24 protein-coding genes are annotated in these 25,743 nt (G+C 37.9%); 13 read left to right on the forward strand and 11 right to left on the reverse strand.

The features are described from left to right. Positions 1-219: 219 nt before the first annotated feature. The 9 genes from rpsR to dnaA all read right to left on the reverse strand — a co-directional run bounded on the left by rpsR (position 220) and on the right by dnaA (position 10,525). Complete coding sequence (rpsR, locus tag I6N95_RS09960) at positions 220-462, reverse strand: 30S ribosomal protein S18 (protein WP_209527163.1); 243 nt, start codon at positions 460-462, stop codon at positions 220-222. A gap of 21 nt (positions 463-483) precedes the next feature. Next, a complete protein-coding gene (gene ssb / locus I6N95_RS09965; protein WP_209527165.1) occupies positions 484-1,011 on the reverse strand; it encodes a single-stranded DNA-binding protein in 528 nt (175 codons plus the stop codon). 43 nt (positions 1,012-1,054) lie between these two features. Further along, positions 1,055-1,354: a 30S ribosomal protein S6 gene (rpsF, locus tag I6N95_RS09970; RefSeq protein ID WP_209527167.1), complete on the reverse strand. Its 300-nt coding sequence runs from the start codon at positions 1,352-1,354 to the stop codon at positions 1,055-1,057. Positions 1,355-1,579: 225 nt separating this feature from the next. Beyond that, a complete protein-coding gene (gene gyrA, locus I6N95_RS09975) occupies positions 1,580-4,078 on the reverse strand; it encodes a DNA gyrase subunit A (protein WP_209527170.1) in 2,499 nt (832 codons plus the stop codon). Positions 4,079-4,200: 122 nt separating this feature from the next. Further along, positions 4,201-6,156, reverse strand: coding sequence for a DNA topoisomerase (ATP-hydrolyzing) subunit B (gene gyrB / locus I6N95_RS09980; protein ID WP_430727532.1), 1,956 nt, complete (start codon positions 6,154-6,156; stop codon positions 4,201-4,203). 2 nt (positions 6,157-6,158) lie between these two features. After that, a complete protein-coding gene (recF, locus tag I6N95_RS09985) occupies positions 6,159-7,280 on the reverse strand; it encodes a DNA replication/repair protein RecF (protein WP_209527171.1) in 1,122 nt (373 codons plus the stop codon). Further along, the gene (gene yaaA, locus I6N95_RS09990; protein WP_209527174.1) at positions 7,267-7,521 is read right to left on the reverse strand and encodes a S4 domain-containing protein YaaA; all 255 of its coding nucleotides are present in this window, start codon (positions 7,519-7,521) and stop codon (positions 7,267-7,269) included. Before yaaA ends, recF begins: the two co-directional genes overlap by 14 nt. Positions 7,522-7,836: 315 nt before the next feature. Continuing rightward, positions 7,837-8,967 carry a DNA polymerase III subunit beta gene (dnaN, locus tag I6N95_RS09995; RefSeq protein ID WP_209527176.1) on the reverse strand — a complete coding sequence of 377 codons (1,131 nt, stop codon included), beginning with the start codon at positions 8,965-8,967 and terminating at the stop codon, positions 7,837-7,839. 214 nt (positions 8,968-9,181) lie between these two features. After that, positions 9,182-10,525, reverse strand: coding sequence for a chromosomal replication initiator protein DnaA (gene dnaA, locus I6N95_RS10000; RefSeq protein ID WP_209527178.1), 1,344 nt, complete (start codon positions 10,523-10,525; stop codon positions 9,182-9,184). A gap of 484 nt (positions 10,526-11,009) precedes the next feature. On the opposite strand from dnaA, the gene rpmH reads away from it, so the two are divergent. The 6 genes from rpmH to mnmG all read left to right on the forward strand — a co-directional run bounded on the left by rpmH (position 11,010) and on the right by mnmG (position 17,095). After that, positions 11,010-11,144 carry a 50S ribosomal protein L34 gene (gene rpmH, locus I6N95_RS10005; RefSeq protein WP_126781423.1) on the forward strand — a complete coding sequence of 45 codons (135 nt, stop codon included), beginning with the start codon at positions 11,010-11,012 and terminating at the stop codon, positions 11,142-11,144. A gap of 334 nt (positions 11,145-11,478) precedes the next feature. Continuing rightward, complete coding sequence (rnpA, locus tag I6N95_RS10010) at positions 11,479-11,841, forward strand: ribonuclease P protein component (RefSeq protein ID WP_209527181.1); 363 nt, start codon at positions 11,479-11,481, stop codon at positions 11,839-11,841. A gap of 37 nt (positions 11,842-11,878) precedes the next feature. Next, positions 11,879-12,655 (forward strand): YidC/Oxa1 family membrane protein insertase, encoded by a 777-nt coding sequence (locus I6N95_RS10015; protein WP_245249381.1) that lies wholly within the window; start codon positions 11,879-11,881, stop codon positions 12,653-12,655. A 44-nt stretch (positions 12,656-12,699) separates the two neighbouring features. Beyond that, the gene (jag, locus tag I6N95_RS10020) at positions 12,700-13,428 is read left to right on the forward strand and encodes an RNA-binding cell elongation regulator Jag/EloR (protein ID WP_209527184.1); all 729 of its coding nucleotides are present in this window, start codon (positions 12,700-12,702) and stop codon (positions 13,426-13,428) included. Between the two features lie 367 nt (positions 13,429-13,795). Beyond that, the gene (gene mnmE / locus I6N95_RS10025; protein WP_283808949.1) at positions 13,796-15,181 is read left to right on the forward strand and encodes a tRNA uridine-5-carboxymethylaminomethyl(34) synthesis GTPase MnmE; all 1,386 of its coding nucleotides are present in this window, start codon (positions 13,796-13,798) and stop codon (positions 15,179-15,181) included. Between the two features lie 18 nt (positions 15,182-15,199). Continuing rightward, positions 15,200-17,095, forward strand: coding sequence for a tRNA uridine-5-carboxymethylaminomethyl(34) synthesis enzyme MnmG (gene mnmG / locus I6N95_RS10030; protein WP_209527186.1), 1,896 nt, complete (start codon positions 15,200-15,202; stop codon positions 17,093-17,095). Positions 17,096-17,150: 55 nt separating this feature from the next. Here mnmG and I6N95_RS10035 read toward each other — a convergent pair whose 3' ends face one another. Next, positions 17,151-17,351 carry a YwbE family protein gene (locus I6N95_RS10035; RefSeq protein ID WP_209527188.1) on the reverse strand — a complete coding sequence of 67 codons (201 nt, stop codon included), beginning with the start codon at positions 17,349-17,351 and terminating at the stop codon, positions 17,151-17,153. Between the two features lie 222 nt (positions 17,352-17,573). On the opposite strand from I6N95_RS10035, the gene rsmG reads away from it, so the two are divergent. From rsmG to guaB, 7 genes are all read left to right on the forward strand, one after another. Beyond that, positions 17,574-18,293 carry a 16S rRNA (guanine(527)-N(7))-methyltransferase RsmG gene (gene rsmG, locus I6N95_RS10040; protein WP_209527190.1) on the forward strand — a complete coding sequence of 240 codons (720 nt, stop codon included), beginning with the start codon at positions 17,574-17,576 and terminating at the stop codon, positions 18,291-18,293. Positions 18,294-18,451: 158 nt separating this feature from the next. Continuing rightward, a complete protein-coding gene (locus I6N95_RS10045) occupies positions 18,452-19,219 on the forward strand; it encodes a ParA family protein (RefSeq protein WP_209527192.1) in 768 nt (255 codons plus the stop codon). Continuing rightward, positions 19,206-20,099, forward strand: coding sequence for a ParB/RepB/Spo0J family partition protein (locus I6N95_RS10050; RefSeq protein WP_209527194.1), 894 nt, complete (start codon positions 19,206-19,208; stop codon positions 20,097-20,099). The genes I6N95_RS10045 and I6N95_RS10050 overlap by 14 nt, the downstream gene beginning before the upstream one ends. Positions 20,100-20,118: 19 nt before the next feature. Further along, a complete protein-coding gene (locus I6N95_RS10055) occupies positions 20,119-20,304 on the forward strand; it encodes a DUF951 domain-containing protein (protein WP_209527196.1) in 186 nt (61 codons plus the stop codon). 89 nt (positions 20,305-20,393) lie between these two features. Further along, the gene (ychF, locus tag I6N95_RS10060) at positions 20,394-21,494 is read left to right on the forward strand and encodes a redox-regulated ATPase YchF (protein WP_209527198.1); all 1,101 of its coding nucleotides are present in this window, start codon (positions 20,394-20,396) and stop codon (positions 21,492-21,494) included. A gap of 65 nt (positions 21,495-21,559) precedes the next feature. Beyond that, positions 21,560-22,255, forward strand: coding sequence for a DUF1129 domain-containing protein (locus I6N95_RS10065; protein WP_209527200.1), 696 nt, complete (start codon positions 21,560-21,562; stop codon positions 22,253-22,255). Between the two features lie 241 nt (positions 22,256-22,496). Next, entirely contained in the window at positions 22,497-23,981 is a 1,485-nt protein-coding gene (gene guaB, locus I6N95_RS10070; protein WP_209527203.1) for an IMP dehydrogenase, read from the forward strand. 129 nt (positions 23,982-24,110) lie between these two features. Here guaB and I6N95_RS10075 read toward each other — a convergent pair whose 3' ends face one another. Continuing rightward, entirely contained in the window at positions 24,111-25,517 is a 1,407-nt protein-coding gene (locus I6N95_RS10075; protein ID WP_209527205.1) for a polysaccharide deacetylase family protein, read from the reverse strand. Positions 25,518-25,743 lie beyond the last annotated feature (226 nt).

Below are 25,743 nucleotides of genomic sequence, written 5' to 3' on the forward strand. Positions count from 1 at the left end.
ACTTAACGTTCAAACATAATCCATTCTCATACTCTCATTTCTTATTTTTTTCAGATTACTTCCCTACTCACAGTGGTAGCCGCTTTGACACTTTTCAATAATTTATTACCTTCCACTACAAAAGATCACAACCTACTTTTAACTATCCCAATAAATTATCAGTACTATTCAAAATCTACACAAAAAAGACAATGCTAATGATAAGCATTGTCTTAATAATTAGTTTTCTTCGCCTACGAATGGAAGTAATCCCATAATACGTGCGCGTTTGATTGCTACTGTTAACGTACGTTGGTGTTTAGCACAAGTGCCAGTTACACGACGTGGTAAAATTTTACCTCTTTCAGAGATAAATCTGCTTTTAAGCAATTCTACATTTTTATAGTCAACGTGGTCTACATGATTGGCACAGAAATAACAAACCTTACGTCTTCTTTTTCCGCCTCTTCTTTGTTGAGCCATCATTTTCCCTCCTGTTCAATTTTAGAATGGTAAATCATCATCTGATATGTCGATTTGTGAAGCTGAACCAAATGGATCGGCATCACGACCAAAATCTGGCATATCTTTTTGTTGGGATGATGAAGATTGGTCAAATGATTGATTACTTTGTTGTTGGTAACCACCGCCACTGTTTTGTTGGTTTTGGTTGCCACCGTAACTCGGCTCTTGTTTTCTTTGCTCATTAGCATTTTTAGATTCTAACATTTGGAAATTGTCACATACGACTTCTGTCACATAGACTCTTTGACCTTGTTGGTTTTCGTAGTTACGAGTTTGAATTCGTCCTACAACACCAATCAGGGAACCTTTACGAGTGTAGTTGGCTAAAGTTTCTGCAGGTTTTCTCCAGATTACACAATTAATAAAATCTGCTTCTCTATCACCACTTTGATTTGTAAAACTTCTATTTACAGCCAAAGTGAAAGTAGCAACAGCAGAACCACTAGATGTATAACGCAAGTCCGGATCTTTTGTTAAACGGCCGACAAGTACAACATTGTTAATCAAATCTCCATCCCCTTTCTCATCTTAATGTTTCACGTGAAACATTTTAGTTCTCTTCTTTAACAATCATATGACGAATAATATCATCATTGATTTTAGCTAAACGGTCAAACTCATTGATTCCATCAGCATTTGTTGAAGAAACTTTAATGATATGGTAGATGCCTTCGCGGAAATCTTTGATTTCGTACGCTAAACGACGTTTTTCCCAATCTTTAGATTCTAAAATCTCAGCACCGTTGTCTTTAAGAATTGCATCAAAACGATCAACTAATACTGTTTTAGCTTCTTCATCAATGTTCGGACGAATGATATACATAACTTCATAATTCGTTACTTGACTCATTGATAGTTCACCTCCTTATGGACTTTGGCCCTATCTCAATATAGGGCAAGGAGAGTTATCTAAAATAGATTACTCACATCTTTATACTATACTATTTTATTGCAAAAAAATCAAGTAAAACTTGTGAAACCAATGATTTGCTATTTTAAGTCAAATTACCTTTCTATAGCTCCGATCATAAATAGGACTGACGAATCAAAAAGCGATTCGTCAGCCCTATTTATTTTATTCCTCTGTAGGTAATTCCTCAGAAGGTGATTCAACAGATAATTCTTTTTCTGTTTCTTCTACTTCTTCTGGTTCCACTTTAGCCATTGTCGAAACAATAGCATCTTCTTCTAAACGAATCAAACGAACGCCTTGAGTTGCTCGGCCAGTTTGAGATACAGACTCTACACCAAAACGAATGATAACCCCTTTATTGGTAATCAACAAGATATCTTCTTCACCTGTAACAGTTGTTAAACCAGCTAATGGCCCATTTTTCGTTGTAATATTGGCCGTTTTAATCCCTTTACCGCCACGACCTTTAACAGGATATTCTGCCCAATTAGTTCGTTTACCATAACCATTTTCTGTAATAACCAAGACTTCTTTACCTTCTTCAAGAATATCCATGCCCACAACATAATCATCGTCTCTCAGACGGACACCACGAACCCCTGTAGCCGTTCTACCCATGTCTCGCACATCATTCTCATCAAAGGTCACAGAATAGCCTGAGTGAGTTCCTATGATGATATTTTTAGTACCATCAGTAACCGTCACATTGATCAATTCATCATCTTCTCGAAGGCCAATAGCGATTAATCCATTGCTCCGAATATTAGCAAAGGCAGTCACAGATGTCCGCTTGACAATTCCTTTACGAGTAGTAAAGAATAAGAAATGTCCATCTTCCGCTTTAGCGCCAACACTGATAATGGCTTCAATTTTTTCAGAAGAATCAATGCCCAGCAAGTTTATAATCGGAATTCCTTTGGCTGTTCGACCATATTCAGGAATTTCATATCCTTTGGCTTGATAGACTTTTCCGTTATTCGTAAAGAACAACAGATTATCATGAGTAGAGCAAGAAACGAGATTTTCCACAAAATCATCATCGTGCATTCCCATTCCTTGAACACCCCGGCCGCCACGTTTTTGACTTCTAAATTCTGAATTAGCCAAACGTTTAATATAGCCATTATGAGTTAAGGTAATCACAATGTCTTCTTCCTCAATTAAATCTTCATCCTCTAAACTCAGTACTTCACCTACTAATAATTCCGTACGGCGAGGATCATTATATCGGTCTTTCACTTCTTGTAATTCTGTTTGAATAATCGTTACGACTCGATGATGATTAGCCAGAATATCCGCTAAGTCAGCGATTAATTCTAATAATTCTTGATATTCTTTTTCAATCTTATCTCGTTCCAAACCGGTTAAACGACGTAAGCGCATGTCTAAAATGGCTTGAGCTTGCCGATCAGACAAAGCGAATTTTTCAATTAAAGCTGCTTTCGCCACATCATCTGATTGAGACGCACGAATCACTTTAATAATTTCATCAATATGATCTAATGCAATTCGCAACCCTTCTAAAATATGGGCTCTAGCTTCAGCTTTTTTCTTATCAAACTCAGTTCGGCGACGAATTACTTCTTCTTGATGCTTAATATAATGACTTAAGATAGGCTTTAAACCTAAAATTTTAGGTTCCCCATCGACAATTGCCAGCATATTAAACCCAAATGAATTTTGTAACGCCGTCAACTTAAATAAATTGTTTAAAATAACTGAAGCACTCACATCGCGACGAACCTCAATTACAATTCGCATACCTTCACGAGACGATTCATCCCGTAAATCAGTCATACCTTCGACACGTTTTTCACGACTTAATTCTGCAATTCGCTCAATTAATTTGGCCTTATTAACCATATAAGGAATTTCAGTCACAACAATACGTTCTTTCCCATTTTTCATCTCTTCGATTTCTACTTTAGAACGAACTGTGATCGAACCTTTCCCCGTTTCATACGCACGACGAATACCTGATTTCCCCATGACTAAACCACCTGTTGGAAAATCTGGACCTGGTAAAACTTCCATCAATTCAGCTGTTGTTACCTCAGGATTGTCCATGACTAGCATCGTAGCATCAATTACTTCTCCCAAATTGTGTGGCGGAATATTGGTAGCCATCCCAACAGCAATTCCGGTAGTCCCATTGACGAGTAAATTAGGAAAACGAGCTGGCAAAACCAATGGTTCCCGCTCGGTCTCATCATAGTTATTCCCGAAATCAACCGTATCTTTATTAATATCACGAAGCATTTCAAGAGCAATTTTACTCATTCTAGCTTCGGTATAACGCATTGCAGCAGCGCCATCGCCATCGACGGAACCGAAGTTACCATGACCATCCACTAACATTTGTCGGAAACTAAAGGGTTGAGCCATACGAACCATTGACTCATAAATCGCACTATCACCATGAGGATGATACTTACCCATTACATCCCCGACAATCCGCGCTGATTTTTTATGAGGTTTATCAGGGGTTACCCCAAGATCATTCATCCCATATAAAATGCGACGATGGACTGGTTTCAAGCCATCTCTAACATCTGGAAGAGCACGTGACACAATAACACTCATTGCATAATCAATAAATGAATCTTCCATTTCACTTGTTAGATTGACATCTTTTATATTTACTTTTAATTCATCTGTCATGAAAGCTTCTCCTTTTTAACAAACTTTTTAACTCTAAAAGCTGAGTTAAAAAAACTAGATTGATTCTTAAGTCAGAACTCTTTTCCCTACCAAGTTAATGAGGGAAAAGAGGCTGATATTCATTAAATATCTAGATTTTTTACGTAACGCGCATTTTCTTCAATAAAATTACGACGTGGTTCTACTTTATCCCCCATCAACATCTCAAATACCTGATCTGCTCGAATCGCATCATCAACTGTTACGCGCAGCATTAAGCGATTTTCAGGATCCATCGTTGTTTCCCACAATTGATGATCATCCATCTCTCCAAGTCCTTTATACCGTTGAACACTTGGTTTTGGTGTTGCTGGTAAATTTGCAATAGTGTTAGCCAAATCTTCTTCAGCATTTTTACCTGGTTGAATATACGTGATATTTTTCCCTTGTTTAATGCCGTAAAGCGGCGGCTGAGCAATGTAAACATAACCAGCTTCCACAACTGGGCGCATAAACCGATAAAAAAGCGTTAATAACAATGTTCGGATATGGGCGCCATCGACATCCGCATCGGTCATGATGACTAATTTATGATAACGAGCTTTTGACACGTCAAACTCATCACCAAAACCTGTTCCCATAGCAGTAAACAAGGAGCGAATTTCTTCATTGGCTAAAATCTTATCCATGGTAGCTTTTTCAACGTTTAGGATTTTTCCACGAATCGGCAAGATCGCTTGATATTCACGGCTACGTCCTTGTTTAGCAGACCCACCCGCGGAATCTCCTTCGACGATAAAGAGCTCAGTCTTTTCAGGATCACGGCTGGAACAATCAGCTAACTTACCAGGTAAATTACTGATTTCCAAAACACCTTTACGACGGGTCATTTCCCGAGCGCGTTTGGCTGCCATCCGCGCTTTGGCTGCTAGCACACCTTTTTCAACAACTTTTTTAGCCACTGTTGGATTTTCCATCAAAAATTTGTTAAAAGCTTCAGAAAACAGACGATCTGTAACCGTTCGTACTTCAGAATTTCCCAATTTAGTTTTGGTTTGACCTTCAAATTGTGGATCTGGATGTTTGATAGAAATAACTGCTGTAATTCCTTCACGAACATCTTCACCACTTAAATTTTCTTCGTTTTCCTTGATGATTTTTTGTTTACGGCCATAATCATTAATCACACGAGTTAAGGCTGTTCTAAAACCAAATTCATGGGTCCCGCCTTCATAAGTATGGATATTATTGGCAAAACTCAATAAATTGGTATGATAGCCATCAGTATATTGAATGGCTACTTCGACAGTAATTTCTTGTTGCTCACCTTCAGTGTAGATTGGATCATCAAACAATACGGTTTTGCTTGCATTTAAATGCTCCACATAACTTTTTATACCACCATCATAGTGGTATTCACGAATTTGCGGATTTTCTGATCGTTTGTCTTCGATGGTTAATTTTAATCCACGGTTTAGAAAAGCTAACTCACGAACCCGAGTCGCTAATTTTTCATACTCGAATTCCACCGTTTCTGTAAATATTTCTGGATCTGGAACAAAATGAATTGTTGTTCCATGACGATCAGTTTCACCAATAATTTTTAAATCATCCACTATTTTACCTTTATGGAATTCTTGGTAATGAATTTTACCATCTGTGTAAACTTTAACTTCTAATTTAGTCGACAGAGCATTTACAACAGAAGAGCCCACACCATGCAGGCCTCCAGATACTTTGTAGCCGCCTCCGCCAAATTTACCACCTGCGTGCAAGACTGTTAATACAGTCTCGACAGCCGGACGACCTGTTTTCTCTTGAATCCCAACTGGAATTCCTCGGCCATTATCAATTACGGTAATACTACCGTCTGCTTCAATCACCAAATTAATTTCTGTACAGTAGCCTGCTAAAGCTTCATCGATCGAATTATCGACAATTTCCCAGACTAAATGATGTAACCCTTGTCCACTTGTTGAACCAATATACATTCCCGGACGTTTTCTTACAGCTTCTAATCCTTCTAAGACTTGAATCTGACTGGCGTCATATTCTTTTGCTTTATCATCTAATTCATTAACTATTTCTTCTTCTGCCACGCTTATTCACTCTTCCTCTCTACCCTACCATTTTCCACCATAAAAATATCTGGTTGACTCATCAAACGATCACTTAAATGTTTCAACGTTGTTGTTGTAACAAACGTTTGCACTTTGCCTTCAATCGTCTTTAATAAGTGGATTTGGCGTTCATCATCTAGTTCACTCATGACATCATCTAAGAGTAAAATCGGGTATTCTCCAATTTCATCGTTAATCAGTTCAATTTCTGCTAATTTTATGCTTAATGCCGTTGTTCGTTGTTGTCCTTGAGACCCATAAGTTTGAACGTTTTGTCCATCGATAAAAAATAATAAATCATCTCGATGAGGACCAATCGCTGTGCTTTGTTTAAAAATGTCTCGCTTTTGATTTTTTTTTAACTCGGCAATAAAACAATCTCGAATTGCTTCTCGTGATTGTTCTGCTGTTATCGGAAGACTAACTTGATACTCTACTTTCAACTGCTCTCGTCCATCGGTAATCCCTTTATGAATTTCTTGAGACCAGTTTTCTAATTTTTGAATAAACTGATACCTTAAGAACAGTACGTGACTTCCAGCATCAGTCAACTGTTCTGACAACACATCAAGATAGGTTTCATCTGGATTTTTTTGTTCATTCATTTGTTTTAAGTATTTGTTGCGTTGTTTTAATACTTTTTGGTATGTTGTCAAATGATACAGGTAAACTGGATCAATTTGACCTAATTCCATGTCAATAAAGCGACGCCTTACCTGAGGCGCCCCTTTAATCAAATATAAATCTTCTGGTGCAAATAAGACCACGTTTAACTCGCCAATATAATCACTTAAGCGTTTTTGTTCAATGTGATTGAGTTTAGTTTTTTTCCCTTTCGTCGATATAGCCATTTCTAATTGTAAGGTTTGATTACGTTTTTCAATATTTCCAACAATTCGTGCTACATCTTCGCCCCAATGAATAAACTCTTTTTCATTGTTTGTGCGATGGCTACGCGTCATAGCTAAAACGTAAATACTCTCTAATAAGTTAGTTTTTCCTTGAGCGTTTTCGCCTAAAAAAATAGTCAAAGATTTGGGGAATTCTAATTGTAAGTGATCGTAATTACGATAGTGACTTAACGTTAAATTATTCAGTTTCATGAGGATTTTCTCCAGTAGTTTCGGTCATTTTTTCCATAAAAAAAGTACCTATATCAGGTATCTCGATCATCATGCCTGGATATAATTTTCGACCTCGACGATTTTCAACGTCACCATCAACAAACACCACGTGTTCACTTAAATACCACTTGGCCATTCCCCCACTATTAATAACTTGGATTTCTTTAAGGAATTGACCTAATCTGATAAACTCTGCATTTAATTTAAATGTCTCTTTCAACTTCTCACCTTCTTATGAAGCAATATCTGACTATATTATACCTTTTTTTAGTCAAAAATACAAATTTTCCTATGTATTTTCTGTTTTTAGCGATTTTCACATTAAATAGATAGTTTTATCCTAAAATAGTCATATAAGCTTAAATCCGCTTTTTTTTAAGTTTTAAAACTTTCAGACATTTTTCATCTCTTTAGCTTAGCTTCAATTCATTTGAATTTGCTGAGATCAATGTATTGCCTAGCATAGAAAGAATAATAAACAGCTCTTTCTATAAAAAAATTGACTTGCAGCTAGCTGCAAGTCAATTTAATGTGTTTAGTTCGTACGAACAGGAGTAATTAACTGAATAAAAGATATGTCTGAATCAACAGGTTCCAAGGTGAAGGGACGAATTGGCGATATAAATTTAACCACCACATCAATTGCTCCAAATGCTTTTAAAGCATCTTTCATGTAATCAGGATTAAAGGAAATCTCTAAAGGATCACCTGTTACTTTTAAATAAGTTAATTCTTCTTGAACATTTCCAATTTCTGGTGAGTTTCCGTAGATCGTAACTTCATCGGAACTAATGGATAATTTAACAATATTGTTACGACCCTCATGAGATAACAATGACGCACGTTCTATAGCTGATAATAGGGCTGGAACGTTAAATTCAATTTCTGTATTAAAACTATTTGGTATCAACCGATTAGTATCAGGATATTTCCCTTCCAATAAACGAGAATAGAAATACATCGTTTTTGTTTTAAACAATACTTGATTTTCCATAATACTGACTTCAACCAGTTCTTCCTCATCTTTAAATGAACGAGATAATTCTAAAAGACTTTTCCCGGGGATAACAATATCAAAATCTTCTACTGCGTTTTCCACAGGGATAACTCGCTGACTTAAACGGTGACTATCTGTTGCAACTGCCAATAATTCAGAATTGCTTAAAATAAAGTGAACACCTGTTAAAATTGGACGACTTTCATGCATAGAAACCGCAAAGCCAGTTTCGCTAATTATTTTATTTAAAACACGAACAGGTATTTTTAATTGATTATTTTCATCAATAACAGGTAAATGAGGATAATTTTCAGCGTCTAATCCGTTAACAACAAATTCAGCTGCACCAGAAGTAATGGCAACTTGATTGTTTTCAAGGACTTCTAATGTAAACATATCTTCAGGTAATTTTCGAATAATTTCACCAAAGAAACGGGATTGCAAAACGATTGCACCTGTTTTTTCGATTGTCAAATTTGCTTTTTCATCAGAAGCAGATAAAAAAGTTTCAATGGAAATGTCAGCATTACTTCCTGTTAAGGAAAGACCTTCTGTTGTTAAAACTATTTTTACACCTGTTAAAATTGGGATAGTGGTTTTAGATGAGATAGCACGTTGTGCTGTTGATAGCTCATTCATAAAAGTGTTTCTATTTATGGTTAATTTCATGTGAGATATGAGTCCTTTCTTTTATATATATTATTATTATATTAAATAATAGTAGTAGTAGGGCCTGTTATTACTGTGGAAAAGATTGTTCACCTTAGAAAGCTCTAGAGTTATCCACTTGTGCATAACCTGTGGATAACTTTTTTACAGTTAAAGACTTATCCACAGGTGTAGAAATGACAATAAACTAGAAAAGTCTTTAAAGTGTTTTTTTTTAGGAAATTAATCGATTTTTTATTTCGCCAACTTCTTTTTGAATGCTAGGATCATTTTCTATGAGTTGCTGAATTTTTTCGTGTGAGTGAATAACGGTTGTATGGTCTTTACCGCCAAATTCTGCTCCAATTTTTGGTAAGGAATTATCGGTTAATTCTCTTGAAAGATACATGGCTATCTGTCGAGGTAAAACAATCGTTTTAACTCGCTTCTTTCCTTTAAGATCTTTTAATTGAATGTGGTAATAATCGCAGACCTCTTCTTGAATGGTTAAAATTGATAATTGATTTTTTTGGCCAATGGGTCTTAAGGTTTTTAAAGAATCAGCTGCTAAGCTAGTCGTAATGTCCTGGCTATTCATTGTAGCATAGGCCTGAACACGAACAAGTGCGCCTTCCAGTTCTCTAATATTGGAATCAATTTGACCAGCGATATAGCTTAATGTGTCATCTGGAATTTCCAAACGCTCAGCATCAGCTTTCTTTCGTAAAATAGCGATCCGAGTTTCCAAGTCAGGGGGAGTAATATCAACAGATAACCCCCAAGCAAAGCGAGACACAAGGCGTTCTTGCAATTTAGGAATCTCATTTGGCAAACGATCACTGGTTAAGACAATTTGGCGTCCATCGTTATAGAGAGAATTAAATGTATGAAAAAATTCTTCTTGGGTTCCTTCTTTATCGGCAAAAAACTGAATATCATCAACTAGTAATAAATCCACATTGCGATACTCTTGACGGAAGTTTTCAGATGTTCGATTTTGAATGGAGTTGATAAAATCGTTGGCAAATGTTTCACTGCTGACATATTTAACTTTGGCATTTGGATTGTTTAACAACATCTGATGGCCAATGGCATGCATCAAATGGGTTTTTCCTAAGCCAACACCCCCATAGAAAAATAAGGGATTATAAGTTGAACCAGGATCTTCGGCAACGACAAGGGCAGCAGCATGAGCCATTTGATTTCCTTTTCCAATAACAAAGGTGTCAAAGGTGTATTTAGGATTTAAAAGAGCTTTTCGACTATTTTCTCGAGTTAGCTCTGGGATTATAAATTCCTCTCTAGGTTCAACCAGCTGTTGACTGATCTGTTCATTTTGGATGATAAAAATAGGCGTAATTTCTTCGCCAGTTAATTTAAAGCCAGTTTCAACGATTTTTGTGGATAAGTTTTTTTCCCAATACTCCTTATGGAGCGTCGAAGGGACTTCGATTGTTAATTGCCCATCGATTAAGCTGATTGGTTTTGCTTGCTCAATCCAGGCGTTAAAACTAGGTACAGTTAGGATTTTTCGATAACTTTCTTCTAGTTCTTTCCAAATATACTCTATATTTGGCATGAAATTAATTCCCCCTCTATCACTTCATAGTCTTATCTATTTTAGCACTAAAAAAAAAAGTTTTCCACTGCTTTTCATTAACTGTGGAAAAATAACCCACAATGGGGATAGTAGTTATCCACAAGCAGAATAAATTATGTGTAGAAAGAGGTCGGGAAATGATTATCCCTAAAAAAAATGTGGATAACTTTTGTTGATTTACAGATGGTTTATTGAGTTTTTAACAAGCTGAAAATGAAATGTGGATAACTTTTTAACATGTGACTAACTTGTGGATAAACTGTCCATAACTAAAAGAACAACTTTTCCACAAGTTGAAAGTATCCACATTTTTTCCCATTGCAAATAAAAAATGTGGATAACTTTTTATGAAGGAGAGTTTGTTTTTCTACGATGAATGGTTGACAGATACCCCAGGGTTTCGTATAATATTATAGTCTGTCTAACTATAAAGAAGATATATTTTATTTAGGAGGTGCCACACATGAAAAGAACATACCAACCAAGCAAACGTAAGCATAATAAAGTTCATGGTTTCCGTAAACGCATGAGTACTAAAAACGGCCGTCGTGTTTTAATGACTAGACGTCGTAAAGGAAGAAAAGTTTTATGCTCATAAGCCGCTGACCCTCAGTGGTTTTTTTTATTAGCAGATTAAAATGGGGAACCTTTTGATCTGTCGATTTGGAACCAGCTTCTCTGGGCATCTTGTCTTGTGAAGCTGTTCTTTTTTTCATAAATAATTTATTGATTTAGGTTTATTTAGCCTCACGGTATCAGTCTGTTTTTAACAAGTCTGTGTTTTTAATTCTGGTGAGTTTGAGTGGACTTTTTCTTTTTTTTTATAACTGAAAAAATAGTTAGTAAAAAGCTAGAGGAAAAATAGAGTTTTTATGCTATCATATAGAAGTGTACGAATAAGTTAACAGGGCTTTAAGCGAAAGGAGATCAGCGTGAAAAAATCCTATCGTATTAAGAAAGAAAATGAATTTCAAGCTATAATGCAGAAGAAGCAATCATTTGCCAATAAAAATTTTGTGGTTTATGTTGACTTTAGAGAACAACCACATTTTAGAGTTGGTTTATCGGTAGGCAAAAAGATTGGCAACGCCGTCACTCGCAATTATGTCAAACGTCAAATTCGAGAAAATCTTCGCTTATTAGGAACTGAAATTAAGCAAGGGAGCAATATTATAGTTATTGCACGACCGAATATTGTGAACTTGACGTCAGCTGAGGTTAAAAAAAACCTCGAACATGTCTTTAAATTGGCACATATTTTATTGGTAAGAGAGGTAAGTGAAAGTGAAGAATAAGAAAAAAATACTATTAGCCTTAGGGTTAGTAGCATTAATGTTGGTTTTAGCAGGTTGTGGCACAGGAGAAGTCACAGCAGATAGTACGGGAATCTGGGAGCGTTATATTATTTATAATTTTGGCCGCGCCATCGATTTCTTATCATTTGGCGGAAGCGCTGGGATCGGGATTATCCTATTTACAATTATTATCCGGGTTATCTTGTTGCCATTAATGCACTATCAAAATAAAAGTATGCGCAAAACGCAAGAATTACAACCAAAATTGAAAGAATTGCAAGCAAAATATTCATCAAAAGATCCAGAAACAACTCGCAAGTTACAAGAAGAACAACAAAAATTGTATGATGCCAATGGGGTTAATCCCTTTGCCGGTTGTTTACCACTATTGATTCAAATGCCAATTATGATGGCTTTATGGCAGTCTATTTCAAGAACAGGCTTAAGTAAAGGGAATTTTTTGTGGCTTGAATTAGGAAAACCAGATCCGATTTTCATTTTACCTGTTTTAGCGGCTATCTTTACTTTTGCTAGTACGAAGTTATCGAGCATGGGTCAGGTTGACTCAAATCCTAGCATGAAGATTATGAATTATGCTATGCCGGTTATGATTTTGTTTATGGGGGTAAATCTTGCCAGTGGTCTGTCTTTATATTGGGTTATTTCAAACGCCTTCCAAGTAGGGCAAACTTTATTGATTAATAATCCCTTTAAAATTAAGCGGGAACGGGAAGAGGAAGAAAAACGTAAACGAGATTTAGAGCGAGCACTTCAAAAAGCTCAAAGTAATAAAAAGAAAAAATTAAAGCGGTAAGCGTCTAGGGGAAATATTCTATATTATCTAAGGAGGTAAGTTTTGTGCCAAATTATGAAGGTCTAACAGTTGAGGATGCAATTCAAAAAGGGCTAGTCGCCTTAAAATTAACAAAAGCAGAAGTTGACGTAAAGATTCTAGAAGAGGGCAAAAAAGGATTTTTAGGAATTGGAAAAAAAGAAGCAGTGGTTAGTTTAACACCAATCTCAGCTCCGATTACTGAAGAACCTATCAAGGAAGTTGTTGCAAAAGCAGAGATAGCGGTTGATGATGCAATGACTGAAACGCCTAAAGTTTTAGAGAAATTAAGTGATAGTGATGCGATGACCGAATTAGCCTTATATTTAACTAACATAACAAAGGAACTTAATGCCCCTGCGATGGTTAGAGTAGAACGCCACGATGAACATATCACGTTTCATTTAGATAGTGATAAAGCTGGTATGTTGATCGGTAAACATGGTAGAGTCTTAAATGCATTACAGTATCTAGCACAGGTTTTTATTCATCGAACAGCTGATCATAAATTATCAGTGATTGTGAATGTTGGGGATTACCGTGAGCGTCGTGAAGCTACGTTGACCCGTTTAGCCAACAATACAGCTGACAAGGTCAAACGAACAGGTCAATCGGTTTTTTTAGAACCAATGCCAGCGTTTGAGCGAAAACAAATTCACGCGATTTTAACGGCACATGAACATGTTCAAACTCACTCTGAAGGTGATGAGCCTTTCAGGTATTTAGTGGTTGAACCGCGAAAAGTTCATGGTTGATTTGGAAAAAAATTTGACAAATGACTAATAAATAGCGTATATTTTATTACGAAATCATTCTTATCAACGTTGAAATACGGTGATAACAACAACCCCCTATTTCCCTTACGAAGTAGGGGGTTGTTGTTTAGTGGTCGGAAGATAGGACTGCAATAGACGAATAAATTTATAAGTTGTTTCATGATGTGAATCTATATTTTGTTTAAAGATAAAGACTAACGATTGAATAACTGAGGCTATTATGCTATTATCGTAATGACATATAATATAAAAGAACAAGTGCAGTCAAAGTGCTACGTTCATCCTTTAATGAAGGGTGGAGTGGGCACTTTTTTCTATGCCAAAAATCAGGAAAGGTTGACCAGAGATGAATATAACCATGGAATTTGATACAATCGCAGCCATTTCAACCCCTTCAGGAGAAGGGGCTATCAGCATCGTTCGCTTAAGTGGCGATCAGGCGGTAGCCATCGCCGAAAAGGTATCGACTCAATCATTAGATAAAGTACCTAGCCATACGATTCACTATGGCCATATTATTGATCCAAAATCAGATAAAATGTTGGATGAAGTAATGATTTCGGTGATGCGAGAGCCTCGTACTTTTACTCGCGAGGATGTGGTGGAAATCAATTGTCATGGCGGTATTGTGGTCACCAATCAAGTCTTGCAATTACTTTTACGACAAGGTGCTCGCTTAGCTGAGCCAGGTGAATTTACCAAGCGGGCCTTTTTAAATGGACGAGTGGACTTGTCCCAGGCTGAAGCAGTAATGGACGTGATTCGTGCTAAAACAGACAAGGCAATGCAGATGGCGTTAACCCAATTAGATGGTAATTTATCCCACTTAATTCGCAGTTTACGGCAAGAAATTTTAGAAGCTTTGGCCCAAGTTGAAGTGAATATTGATTATCCAGAATACGACGATGTGGAAGAATTGACGACGCAGTTATTATTGGAAAAAGCCGAGTTAGTGAAAGGGCAAATTCACCAGTTATTGCGAACAGCTAAACAAGGAAAAATTTTGCGCGAAGGACTTTCAACAGCAATTATCGGGCGACCGAATGTCGGCAAATCAAGTTTATTAAACCACCTTCTACAAGAAGATAAAGCGATTGTAACAGATATTGCCGGTACTACTCGCGATGTGATTGAAGAGTACGTGAATGTTCGAGGCGTGCCCTTAAAATTAATTGATACAGCCGGGATTCGTGAGACCGAAGATGTCGTGGAAAAAATTGGCGTAGAACGGAGTCGTAAAGCTTTAGCTGAAGCAGATTTGATTTTATTGGTTTTAAATCAAAACGAAGCTTTAACAGAAGAAGATCGACGCTTGCTGGTAGCAACGGCCGATTTAAAACGACTGATTTTACTGAATAAAGTCGATTTGGCAGCCAACTTAAAGATGGAAGAGTTAACGGATTATGTAAAACCTGGTGAGTTGTTGTCGATTTCCGTCTTGGAAAGTGCTGGCATTGACGAACTAGAAAGCCAGATTGCTGCTCTCTTTTTCGATGGTGGAACTGGGGAAAAGGATGCCACCTATGTTTCAAACAATCGTCACATCGCGTTGCTTGAACAAGCTGAACTTGCCTTAGGTGAAGTCGTAACGGGGATTGAAGCGGGCATGCCAGTCGATTTGGTGCAAATCGATATGACCCGTTGTTGGGATTTACTGGGTGAAGTTATTGGTGATAGTGTGCAAGATGAATTAATCACTCAATTGTTTAGCCAATTTTGTTTAGGAAAATAAGCGTGAAAGGAAGATATGATGGAAAGATATGAAGCAGATACATTTGATGTCATTGTTGTTGGTGCGGGACACGCTGGTTCAGAGGCCGCTTTAGCTGCGGCTCGAATGGGGTGTCGCACGATGCTGTTGACAATCAATTTAGATATGGTGGCATTTATGCCTTGTAACCCTTCATTAGGAGGACCTGCTAAAGGTGTCGTCGTTAGAGAAATTGACGCACTTGGTGGTCAGATGGGCAAAAACATCGATAAAACGTATATCCAAATGCGGATGTTAAATACGGGTAAAGGACCTGCTGTCAGGGCTTTGAGAGCCCAGGCTGATAAAAATAAATACGCTGAATCAATGAAACAAACCATTGAAGAGCAAGAAAATCTAGTCTTACGCCAAGGATTGGCTGATGAGATTTTAGTTGAAGGTGGCGTTTGTACTGGCATTGTGACGTCAACAGGGGCGATTTATCGTAGCAAAGCCGTTATTATTACAGCTGGCACAGCTCTTCGGGGGGAAATCATTATTGGCGAATTGAAGTATTCATCTGGCCCTAATAATTCACAACCCTCACTGAAGTTAAGTGATAGTTTAAAAGCACATGGCTTTGAAATTGATCGCTTTAAAACAGGAACCCCACCACGGATTAAATCCAGTACAATTGATTATTCCGTAACTGAAGAACAACCGGGAGATGAAGCTCCGAATCACTTTAGCTTTTCAACACCGGATAGTGAGTATAACCAACATCAATTATCTTGTTGGTTAACTTACTCCAATGAAAATACTCATGGGATTATCCGTGATAACTTGCACCGTGCGCCGATGTTTACCGGAATCGTGGAAGGGGTCGGAGCACGTTATTGTCCGTCGATTGAAGATAAAGTTGTTCGTTTTAGCGACAAACCTCGTCACCAAATTTTCTTGGAACCAGAAGGTGCTAATACTGAAGAGGTCTATGTTCAAGGATTGTCAACATCACTACCAGAAGATGTTCAACATAAAATGTTACGAAGTGTGGCTGGTTTGGAAAATGCTGAGATGATGCGCAGTGGTTATGCCATTGAATATGATGTGGTCGTGCCTCATCAATTACGGCCAACTTTGGAAACGAAGATTGTTGAAAATCTTTATACGGCTGGACAAACAAACGGAACCAGTGGTTATGAAGAAGCTGGTGGTCAAGGATTGATGGCAGGGATTAATGCGGCTTTAAAAATTAAAGGGAAAGATCCTTTAATTTTAGCTCGGAGCGATGGCTACATTGGTGTGATGATCGATGACTTGGTAACCAAAGGGACTAATGAACCTTATCGTTTATTAACATCTCGAGCAGAGTATCGATTAATCTTGCGCCATGATAACGCTGATTTACGCTTGACGGAAAAAGGACGAGAGATCGGGTTAGTCGGCCAAGTTCAATATGAGACTTATTTGACGAAAAAAGCCTTGATCGAAGAGGAATTAAAGCGTCTGAATAAAATCCGCTTAAAACCCACGCCAGAAGTTCAAGCCTTTTTAGAAACCAAAGGTGCGTCACCGTTGAAAGATGGGATATTAGCTGCTGATTTTTTACGACGACCTGAGATTTCTTATGAAGAGTTAAGTCGTTTTATGCCAGAATCAGAACAGATTTTGCCACGGAAAGTTGTGGAGCAAGTGGAAATTCAAATCAAGTACGAAGGCTACATCAAAAAAGCTTTAGAAAAAGTGGCAAAATTAAAACGGATGGAAGCCAAGAAAATTCCTGATAATATTGATTACGAGACAATTAACGGTTTAGCCACTGAAGCTCGTCAAAAACTAATCAAGATCGAACCGGAAACCATCGCTCAAGCAAGTCGCATCAGCGGTGTGAATCCCGCGGATATCAGTATTTTGATGGTCTATCTGGAGCAAGGAAGAATTACCAAAAAAGCGTAAAAAATAGTGATAGTAAGTCAGGAATTTCCCAACTTATTATCACTATTCTTTGTTTTTATTCTTCGATGATCTGTTGAACACGGCCAACTTGATCTCCTTCAGTTAACATTACTTTAATGCCGTGAGGGTGGTTAGGGCTCTTTGTTAAAATGCGTTTAATGTGGCCACGTGTTGAGGTACCTGTACGTTGGTCTTTTTTTAAGACGATATCGACTAGCTGCCCAATTTTTAATTGACTGCGATTTTTTCCATCCATCTGTGTCACCTACCTTTTTCATTTGGTTCTCAGCATATTATCCCAGACTGATGTATAAAAAGCACGCTTATTGCTAGGAATCCCCATAAAAAAGGCAACAAAAATCAAGAAACTTATATAGAAGTAGTAAAAGCATTGCACTTCATCTCATTTTACGTTAAAGTAAACAAAGAAAAGTGTGAAACAATTGGTTTGTTTCACGAGAGTAGAAAGGAAATCACGATGACACCAGAACAATTTAGACAAGCACTTAAAGAAAAAGGGATTGAGCTGACAGATACACAAATGGCTCAATTTGCTAACTATTTTACTTTGTTAGTGGAATGGAACGAAAAGATGAACTTAACCGCCATTACGGAAGAGTCTGAGGTTTATTTAAAACATTTTTATGATTCTTTAACGTTGGCCTTTACCAATGATTTTGCTAAAGAAGCCTTTACGTTATGTGATGTGGGGTCAGGGGCAGGTTTTCCAAGCATCCCTTTAAAGATTGCTTTTCCAAATAGTCAGGTGACGATTGTTGATTCTTTAAATAAGCGGATTAGCTTTTTAACGACTTTGAGTCAATCGTTAGGGTTAGAGGGGGTTCACCTCTACCATGATCGGGCGGAAACTTTTGGTCAAAACAAACAATTTCGGGAAAGTTTTGACTATGTTACGGCACGAGCGGTGGCTCGTCTCAATGTTCTGGCGGAATTATGTTTACCTTTAGTGAAAAAAGATGGCTACTTTTTAGCCATGAAGGCAGCTAAAAGTGATGAGGAATTAGTTGAAGCTAAAAAGGCGATTGCCCTTCTAGGGGGGAAAGTGGCCAAAGAAGAAGATGTGACATTGCCGATTACCCATGATACACGGCATGTGGTGACGATTGTCAAGAAAAAAGAAACACCTAATAAGTATCCTCGTAAACCGGGGACGCCGAACAAACAGCCGTTGAAATAGGACAAAGAGACAGAGAAAAATTAACGTATTTATGATACAATAGGAACATTGAGAAATCCTTGAACTACACAAGTCCAGATCGTCATCACTAGCTCTTTGAGGAATGAATTGACTGGAGTCGTGTAGATAAATTGTGAGAAAGAATCGGAGGAAAAAGCATGGCACGGATTATTTCGGTGGCGAACCAAAAGGGCGGTGTTGGCAAAACCACTACAACAGTAAACTTAGGTGCTTCGCTTGCGTTTTACGGTAAAAAAGTGTTATTGATAGATATTGACGCACAGGGAAATGCAACAAGTGGAATTGGAGTCAGAAAATCAGATGTTGATAAGGATATTTACGATGTCCTAGTTAATGAGCATCCTATGGCTGAGGTGATTCATCACACGACTCGTGATCAACTGGATATTGTGCCGGCGACGATTCAATTAGCAGGAGCGGAAATTGAGTTAACCCCAATGATGGCTCGTGAATCACGTTTAAAGAGTGCGATTAAGGATGTGGCAGATTTGTACGATTATATATTAATCGACTGTCCACCCTCTCTCGGTCACCTAACAATCAATGCTTTTACAGCTAGTGATTCGATCTTGATTCCCGTTCAGTGTGAATATTATGCTTTGGAAGGATTGAGTCAGTTGCTTAATACGGTTCGTCTTGTCCAAAAACATTTTAATCCTGACTTGCGTATTGAAGGAGTGTTATTAACGATGTATGATGCTCGGACGAATCTAGGGTCTGAAGTGGTTGAAGAGGTTCGCAAGTATTTTAGAGAACGAGTGTATGATACGATTATTCCGAGAAATGTCCGACTATCAGAAGCGCCAAGTCATGGGTTGTCAATTATTGATTACGATCCCCGTTCACGAGGTGCTGAAGTTTATCAAGCATTAGCAAAGGAAGTGTTAGCACATGAGCAAAAATAGTAAAGGGTTAGGTCGTGGCATAGATGCGTTATTCCAAGACTTTGCTAGTTTGGAAGAAGTTGATGTCCAAAAAGAAGAAATCGTTGATCTTGATTTAGGAGAACTACGCCCCAATCCTTATCAGCCTCGAAAAACCTTTGATGAAGCAGCCCTTCAAGAACTAGCCCAATCGATTAAGCAATCCGGTGTTTTTCAACCGATTATTGTCCGCAAGTCGGATGTAAAAGGCTATGAAATTATTGCTGGTGAGCGTCGTTTTAGAGCGTCGAAATTAGCTGGGAAAGAAAATATCCCGGCAATTGTCAGAGAATTTGACGAAGCGGCGATGATGCAAATCGCTGTCCTGGAAAATTTACAGCGTGAAGATTTAAGTCCGCTAGAAGAAGCAGAAGCTTATGACATGCTGATGAAAAATTTAAAATTAACCCAAGTTGAGTTGTCAGAACGTTTAGGAAAAAGCCGTCCGTATATTGCCAATCATTTACGTCTACTGACATTGCCAAAAGGGGTCAAAGAATTATTGCAAGCTGAGCAGTTGTCAATGGGACAAGCCCGTACGTTATTGGGCTTGAAAAATCGCGAATTAATGGCAGAAGTAGCGGCTAAGGCGATTAAAGAAAGTTTAACAGTTCGTCAGTTGGAGCAACTGGTCTCAGAGATGAACGATCAAAAAGTAGCTCCAAAGAAAAAAGTCAAAAAAGAAGGCCAAGCTAAACCTTATTACATTCGTGAGAGTGAAGAACGTCTCATGGATAAGTTTGGCACCTCTGTGTTGATTCAAGAAAAAGAGGGGAAAGGCAAGATTGAGATTGAGTACTTGTCTGCAGATGATTTGACACGAATTTTGGATATTTTAGAGATTAAGTTTGATGAACAATAAAGATAAGTGAGGGAAATCCATGTATGATTTAGGCGATCTTGTCGAGATGAAAAAACCTCATGCGTGCAAAGCCAATCAGTGGGAAATTATTCGCATGGGAATGGACATCAAAATCAAGTGTACGAACTGTGGTCACATTGTGATGCTACCTCGTCGTGATTTTGATAAAAAAATGAAAAAAGTCTTGGTAAAAAAAGGCGAGTAAGAACCTGTTAGAATAGAGGAAAGTTGTTCTCGTTCTCTGTTCTAATCGGCGTTTCTAACTATTTTAAGATGAAAGAGTGAATGTAAACTATGGCATTAACAGCTGGTATTGTGGGGCTTCCGAACGTTGGCAAGTCGACCTTATTCAATGCAATTACAAAAGCCGGAGTCGAAGCGGCAAATTATCCCTTCGCGACAATTGATCCCAATGTAGGGATGGTTGAAGTTCCAGATGAACGTTTAGATGAACTAACAAAATTAGTACAACCTAAAAAAACAGTCCCAACGACCTTTGAATTTACGGATATTGCCGGAATTGTTAAGGGGGCAAGTCAAGGTGAAGGGCTAGGAAATAAATTTTTAAGCCACATTCGCCAAGTTGACGCTATTTGTCACGTTGTCCGTTGTTTTGATGATGAAAATATTACTCACGTAGAGGGGCGGATTGATCCTCTTGGAGATATTGAAACGATTAATTTAGAACTGGTTTTGGCTGATTTAGAATCCATTGATAAACGTTATACTCGAGTGAGTAAAATTGCTCGAACTAAAGACAAGGAAGCGGTGGCGGAATTAACCATTCTTGATAAAATAAAACCTGTTTTAGAAGCAGGCCGTTCGGCTAGAACAATTGAATTTACTGATGAAGAGCAAGACTATGTTAAAAGCCTATTTCTACTAACAACTAAACCGATTCTTTATGTGGCTAACGTTGCTGAGGATGAGGTAAGCGATACGGAAAATAATGCTTATGTGAAACAAGTTCGTGAATTTGCTTCAACGGAAAATTCTCAAGTTATTGTGGTGAGTGCTCGTGCCGAGGAAGAAATCGCTGAACTGGACGATGAAGATAAGGCGGAGTTTTTGGAAGCCTTGGGAATCGAAGAGTCTGGTTTGGATCAATTAATAAAAGCAGCCTATGATTTGTTAGGCTTTGCTACTTATTTCACAGCAGGTGTCCAAGAGGTTCGTGCCTGGACCTTTAAGAAAGGCATGAAAGCTCCTCAGTGTGCAGGTGTCATTCATACGGACTTTGAACGTGGTTTTATTCGCGCTGAGACAGTTTCTTACGAGGACTTAAAACAGTATGGCAGTATGGCAGCCGCTAAAGAAGCTGGACGTGTCCGTTTGGAAGGGAAAGAATACGTCGTTCAAGATGGCGATGTGATGTTATTCCGTTTTAACGTTTAAGAGACTGACGACAAAAATCTTGTCTGTTGCTAAATTAATTTGGCAGGCAAAGGGGAGGGATTTTTTTGGAAGAATTAGAATTGCGAGAAACAGTCGCTAAAAACCGCGAATTGGAAGGCCAATTAACGAAGCGTAATGAACAATATATTTTTGATTTGAAAAAATCATTGGCTGCAGCTAATTTATCAGAAGAGTTACAAGCAATTGCTTTAAGTGGTATTTTGCCAGAATTAGTTGAAGGTCAAAAAACAGGAAAAACCGCCCGTCAATTGTTTGGCACGGTAGGGGAACGGACTGAGGCTATCTTAGCTGCACCGGCTCCTGATAGAGAAGGCACAAAGTACGAGATGTGGTTAGATAACTCATTGCTTATTTTTGTTTTCATGACAGTCTTTATGACAGGTGTTATGCCACTGTTGACAAAGAATGTCGCCACTAGTCAACAACAGGGGTTAATCAGTATTTTAATTGGTTCAATCTCTGGTGGTTATGCCTTTTACTTGATTCATAAAAAAATCTACATATACGATCGCCCAGGAGCAGATCAAACAGGTCGCCCCGGTGGTTTTAAATCAATCCTAATAATGATTGGGATTATGTTGGTTTGGATATTTGTCTTTATGTTATCAGCGTTTATTCCTGCAGTGGTCAATCCGGTCTTGGATCCAACGATTAATATTATCCTAGGAGCAGCGGCATTTGGTTTACGTTATTACCTAAAGAAAAAATATAACATTCGAGGCAGTATTTTGCAGCGATAACTAACTATTAGGAAACCTCGTCAAATGATGAGGTTTTTTTGATAAAAGAAAATATCATCATCTTATTGACGACCGTCTGGGTATTGATTTTGACTATACTTAAGAGATTGGGATTAGTTGAGAGCGCCTCAAGTGAGAAAATGATGATAAACGTTGTAAAATAGGGTGCAATCATTGACAGAAGTAATTTTCTTTGATAAGTTTGTAATTAAAAAATAAAACAGAGGAGTGATTCGTTACAATGTCTAATTGGGAAACTAAATTCGTGAAAAAAGGTTTAACATTTGATGATGTGTTGTTGATTCCAGCAGAAAGTCACGTGTTGCCAAATGATGTAGACATGTCAATCAAGTTAGCTAAAAATATCACCTTAAATATTCCATTTATGAGTGCCAGTATGGATACCGTGACAGATAGTAAAATGGCAATTGCTATGGCCCGTCAAGGTGGATTAGGAGTTATTCACAAAAATATGAGCGTTGCGCAACAAGCCGATGAGGTACGTAAAGTAAAACGGTCGGAAAGTGGTGTCATTATTGACCCATTTTTCCTAACACCAACTCATTTAGTTGCTGAAGCTGAAGCTCTAATGTCTAAGTACCGAATTAGTGGGGTTCCCATAGTTGAAACGTTGGAAAATCGTAAGTTGGTTGGGATATTGACAAACCGCGATTTGCGTTTCGTAACGGATTATCAGCAGCCGATTGATGCTGTTATGACGAAAGAAGATCTTGTCACAGCGCCTGTCGGCACATCATTAAAAGATGCTGAAAAAATATTGCAAAAACATAAAATTGAAAAATTACCAATTGTTGATGCTGACAATCGTTTAAGCGGCTTGATCACCATTAAAGATATTGAAAAAGTAATTGAGTTTCCCAATGCTGCTAAAGATGAGCATGGTCGTCTATTAGCTGCAGCTGCAGTTGGTGTAACGAGTGATACCTTTGAACGGGCACAGGCTTTGTTGGATGCAGGGGCAGATGCAATTATCATCGACACAGCTCACGGACATAGCGCAGGTGTTATTCGTAAAATTAAAGAAATTCGTGAAACCTTTCCTGAAGCCACGTTAATTGCCGGAAATGTGGCAACTGGTGAGGGGGCAAGAGCCCTTTATGAAGTTGGTGTTGATGTGGTTAAGGTGGGAATTGGACCAGGTTCAATTTGTACCACTCGTGTTGTGGCTGGTGTGGGTGTCCCACAATTGACAGCTATTTATGACGCAGCTGAAGCGGCTCATGAGTATGGACGTACAATCATTGCCGATGGTGGAATCAAATATTCTGGAGATATTGTCAAAGCCTTAGCAGCTGGTGGTCATGCTGTTATGTTAGGCAGTATGTTAGCTGGAACGGATGAATCACCAGGTGAATTTGAAATATACCAAGGACGTCGTTTTAAGACTTATCGTGGTATGGGGTCATTAGGAGCCATGGAAAAAGGATCAAGCGATCGTTATTTCCAAGGAGGAACGAATGAAGCGAATAAATTAGTACCAGAGGGAATTGAAGGCCGTGTTGCTTATAAAGGAAGTGTTTCTGATATTATCTTCCAATTAACTGGTGGTCTTAAAGCTGGTATGGGATATGTAGGTGCAGCTAATTTACAATATCTAAGAGAGGAAGCGCAATTTATTCAAATGAGTGGCGCAGGCCTTCGTGAATCTCATCCACACGATGTTCACATCACCAAAGAAGCACCGAATTATTCTGTAGAACAATAATACGTGAAAGATGCTGAATTTTTTTCAGTGTCTTTTTTTGATAATTCTAAAAGCATTTTAATGTCAAGGTGACTTTGAGTGCTGCTATGAGAATATGCAAAACCAGTAAAGCCCATATTTTTTGGCGCTTTACTGGTTAGGGATATCTTGCCGATTAGTTGAAGAATAATAAACAGTTAGTGGTTTGGGTGTGGTTTGCAATAGATCTGAAATGGTGACAAAGCGATAGCCGTCCTTTTGAAGATCTGTAATCAGTTTTTCCAAAGCATCAGCTGTTTCTTGGTGAATATCATGCATTAGGATAATGCTATCAGCCCCAATGGTGGTTTTAATTTCAGTGTCAATTTTTTTACTATCTTTAGTCTTCCAATCCAAGGAGTCAACTGACCAGTTAATTAAAGGAAGGCCAATGGCAACGGCTGTTTCATAATTAAAACTGCCATAAGGCGGTCGCACGTATTCTGGTAATACACCGCTAGCTTTGAAAATGGCTGCTTGAGTCCGATTGATTTGTTGCCGAGCGTCTTCAATGGATAGATCAGTTAATTTTGGATGACTATAGGAGTGATTAGCCAGTTCATGGCCGTCATCTGCTATTGTTTTTACTAAATCGGGAAATTTCTCGACTTGTTGTCCGAGCATAAAAAAAGTTGCGGGTGTTTTTTTCTTTTTTAGTATAGCTAAAATTGCAGGCGTTGTTTTATCACTGGGGCCATCATCGAAAGTTAGTGCCACGACTTTTGATTGTGGGACGACTGTTTCGATCGGTGTTTCTTTTAGATAATGACTACTGATAAAATCTGGATTTAGAAAGCGCCCAACTTGTTCATAGTTAATGGTATAAGTATTGATATAAGCATTTTTCTGATGAAAAGGAATGGTAATTTTCGAGTCACCATAAGTAAAGTCTGTTTGAGTGGCTAATAGTTGTGGTAAAGCCAAAATTTTTTCAATGTCTTTTTTGCTGTCTTTCGCTGCGGCTAAAAGTTCTTCCTGAATATTGCGACTGAGTTTTGATAGATTTTGTTGATTAATGAAGATATCTCCTAAGGTAAGTTTATTGCCTGTTAATTGATTGATTAAGGTTTTTTCTTTAAGCGGCTGAGTGGATTCTTCCCATTTCTTTTTTTCTTTGCTCCAATCATACTGTTTTTTTTCATATTCGTAAAAGGTTACATTTTGTTGAGTGTTTTTTACTTTTGCAGATAGAACTGTTTTTGTAGGGGTTGCTTTATCTTTGTTTTTTATGAGAGAATCTGCTAGTTTAGCCATGTCTTCTTGAACATCTTTAATCATTGTTGCTTGGCTGTCGGTTGGCACCATCAAAAACATGTCACTATCATCTTGAGTTGATTCAACTAGGGAGTGAGACGGATTTTCGCTAGCTTCCTGCTTAATTTCTTTTATTAGTTGTTTTTCACTAGTTCTGAATTGTTCAATCGCTAATTTTTTTTGATTTTTAATGAAATATGAGCCGTAAATTATTATTAATGCACATAAGGCAAGGGTAATTAAAATCTTTCGTTTATTTTTCATCGGCATGTTTTCCTTTATTTGATTACTATACAATCAGTGTAATGTTTTTGTTACGTTATTGCAACAAATTATACCCGATTGTAATCAAAAAAATGCCAATTAAAACAGGGTGGGACATCAGTCCCACCCTGCTACAGTTTTATGAAGGTTTTGCGTTTTTTAACTCTAGATAGCGATTGTTATTCGTTAGTCTCAGGAATAACGTTGTAGTCCAATTAGTATAAAG

Origin of the sequence: Vagococcus allomyrinae (assembly GCF_017829975.1) — a bacterium.
Classification (GTDB): domain Bacteria; phylum Bacillota; class Bacilli; order Lactobacillales; family Vagococcaceae; genus Vagococcus_D; species Vagococcus_D allomyrinae.

Bases quoted from the DNA above. Each gene is read 5' to 3' on its own strand.
- rpsR (WP_209527163.1), bottom strand. From the start codon at position 462: ATGGCTCAACAAAGAAGAGGCGGAAAAAGAAGACGTAAGGTTTGTTAT.
- rpsF (WP_209527167.1), bottom strand. From the start codon at position 1,354: ATGAGTCAAGTAACGAATTATGAAGTTATGTATATCATTCGTCCGAAC.
- gyrA (WP_209527170.1), bottom strand. From the start codon at position 4,078: ATGACAGATGAATTAAAAGTAAATATAAAAGATGTCAATCTAACAAGT.
- recF (WP_209527171.1), bottom strand. From the start codon at position 7,280: ATGAAACTGAATAATTTAACGTTAAGTCACTATCGTAATTACGATCAC.
- dnaN (WP_209527176.1), bottom strand. From the start codon at position 8,967: ATGAAATTAACCATAAATAGAAACACTTTTATGAATGAGCTATCAACA.
- dnaA (WP_209527178.1), bottom strand. From the start codon at position 10,525: ATGCCAAATATAGAGTATATTTGGAAAGAACTAGAAGAAAGTTATCGA.
- rpmH (WP_126781423.1), top strand. From the start codon at position 11,010: ATGAAAAGAACATACCAACCAAGCAAACGTAAGCATAATAAAGTTCAT.
- I6N95_RS10015 (WP_245249381.1), top strand. From the start codon at position 11,879: ATGTTGGTTTTAGCAGGTTGTGGCACAGGAGAAGTCACAGCAGATAGT.
- mnmE (WP_283808949.1), top strand. From the start codon at position 13,796: ATGAATATAACCATGGAATTTGATACAATCGCAGCCATTTCAACCCCT.
- mnmG (WP_209527186.1), top strand. From the start codon at position 15,200: ATGGAAAGATATGAAGCAGATACATTTGATGTCATTGTTGTTGGTGCG.
- I6N95_RS10035 (WP_209527188.1), bottom strand. From the start codon at position 17,351: ATGGATGGAAAAAATCGCAGTCAATTAAAAATTGGGCAGCTAGTCGAT.
- rsmG (WP_209527190.1), top strand. From the start codon at position 17,574: ATGACACCAGAACAATTTAGACAAGCACTTAAAGAAAAAGGGATTGAG.
- I6N95_RS10045 (WP_209527192.1), top strand. From the start codon at position 18,452: ATGGCACGGATTATTTCGGTGGCGAACCAAAAGGGCGGTGTTGGCAAA.
- I6N95_RS10050 (WP_209527194.1), top strand. From the start codon at position 19,206: ATGAGCAAAAATAGTAAAGGGTTAGGTCGTGGCATAGATGCGTTATTC.
- I6N95_RS10055 (WP_209527196.1), top strand. From the start codon at position 20,119: ATGTATGATTTAGGCGATCTTGTCGAGATGAAAAAACCTCATGCGTGC.
- ychF (WP_209527198.1), top strand. From the start codon at position 20,394: ATGGCATTAACAGCTGGTATTGTGGGGCTTCCGAACGTTGGCAAGTCG.
- guaB (WP_209527203.1), top strand. From the start codon at position 22,497: ATGTCTAATTGGGAAACTAAATTCGTGAAAAAAGGTTTAACATTTGAT.
- I6N95_RS10075 (WP_209527205.1), bottom strand. From the start codon at position 25,517: ATGAAAAATAAACGAAAGATTTTAATTACCCTTGCCTTATGTGCATTA.